Here is a 1,630-nt window from a genome sequence, read left to right as displayed (position 1 = left end):
AGCGGACGCCACTCCGTCGCAATCATGGTAACCACAAGAGAGGCCTGCACTATTGTCGTTGCGGATGATCAAGAAAGAAGCGCAGCATTTCGGCACTCGCATCCGGACCAGTAGCGTCCGTATAACTGCCTCGTGCATTGCCGCCTGCCCAAGCGTGCCCTGCGCCATGAATGGTCCACAACTCGGCGTCGATACCGTCGCCGGAAACCAGTCGCGAGACGGTACAGGCGCGTCGGCCCGCGTCGACCCGACGCGGTTCGCTGCCGGCGTCCGGCCGTGCGTCGAACCTCTGCACGAGCCGCGTGGCATTCGCTACGTGCACGGTGGCATCCGCGTCACCATGAAAGACGATCATGGGCCGTCTCGGTGACAAGTCTGTATCGCCTTGCACACGCCGTGCATTTCGGGGGTGCTTGCCGCCTTTCATCGCCGCGAGCGCGGAGGGTAAATTGTGCGCGCACCGTGCCGGAAGACCGGAATGCACGCCGACCGCGGCATACAGCTCGGGATACTCGGCGATCATGATCGCCGCCATTGCGCCCCCCGCGGACATCCCCGCGACGTACACGCGCGCAGGATCGACGTTGTGGGCCGAGATGATTTCGCGCGTGATGCCTGCGATCAGCGACGGCTCGCCGCGCTCGCGATGCTGATCGTCAGGTTTGAACCAGTTCCAGCACTTCGACGGATTCGCCTGCTGCGGTTGCACCGGATAAGCGACGAGACATTGATGTCGCTCGGCAAGCGCGTTCATCTGCGTGCCTGCTGCGAAATCGTCGGCGTCCTGCGTGCAGCCGTGCAACATCACAATCAGTGGCAGCGGCTCGCCGGCGCCACCCGCCGGCACATACAGCCGATATTGACGGCGACCGGCGGCATTCGCATACGCAAGCGTGATGAAAAGTCCTCGTTCCTCCACGTCAATGCAGTCTTCTCGCGCCTTGTGCGCAGTCGCGTCCTTGGTCTTTGCAAACGGGAAGACAACGGGCTCTGGCGTCTTGTCCCGCGACGCAGTTTCGTTCACTGCACCGACGCTTTCCCCTCGCAGTGCGCGTTGTATCGCTTCTGTCGCTTCGGCAACGCCGCGGGTACGCAGCAAAGTCATCGCTTCGTGCATTGAGTTCAGAAAGCCTTCGTTGAGTTTCATCACATTTGTCCGATTACCGGTGTTGAGGGGGTGGGCCTCGCGCGGCTAGTGGATTCTGCCGGCAAGCGCCGTCTTGACTGCGGGCGAAGCGTGAAAGGCTCCCAGCACCACGACGCTTTCGATAGTCGCGAGCGCGAGTTCCGGGGAGACATCGGCGGCAATGCTGGCCAATCCCAGGACCTGAATGTTGAGACGCTCGCGCGCGGCTCGAATCGCCTCGAGATCCTGCCTGGAGAAATGCTGCAGCCCGAGCACGAGCGAACGACGCGCAACCGTTTCCTGGACGACCCGCGCATGTAGCGCGAGCTGGTTGCGAATCGCCGTTCGGATCAGGTCGGTCCGGTTCGCATAGAAGCCTTCTTCAACCAGCAGGTCGATCTGCCCGAGGTCGACGGGTCCGAGGTTGATCGTGATTTTTTCCGAGTCGCCGCCTTTCGAGCGGGGGGTGTCCAATACCGCGGGTTTCTTCATCGCACCATCCTT

2 protein-coding genes are annotated in these 1,630 nt (G+C 62.2%); both read right to left on the bottom strand.

The features are described 5' to 3' along the window. Positions 1-49: 49 nt before the first annotated feature. Positions 50-1,147, bottom strand: coding sequence for an alpha/beta hydrolase family esterase (locus F6X40_RS41385; RefSeq protein ID WP_187631879.1), 1,098 nt, complete (start codon positions 1,145-1,147; stop codon positions 50-52). A 45-nt stretch (positions 1,148-1,192) separates the two neighbouring features. Next, positions 1,193-1,618, bottom strand: a complete 426-nt coding sequence (locus F6X40_RS41380; RefSeq protein ID WP_018420777.1) for a CopG family transcriptional regulator — start codon at positions 1,616-1,618, stop codon at positions 1,193-1,195. Positions 1,619-1,630 lie beyond the last annotated feature (12 nt).

Source organism: Paraburkholderia sp. UCT31, assembly GCF_014397655.1.
Classification (GTDB): domain Bacteria; phylum Pseudomonadota; class Gammaproteobacteria; order Burkholderiales; family Burkholderiaceae; genus Paraburkholderia; species Paraburkholderia tuberum.
The sequence above is the reverse complement of the archived record's forward strand: the minus strand, read 5'-3'. Positions and strand labels throughout refer to the sequence as shown.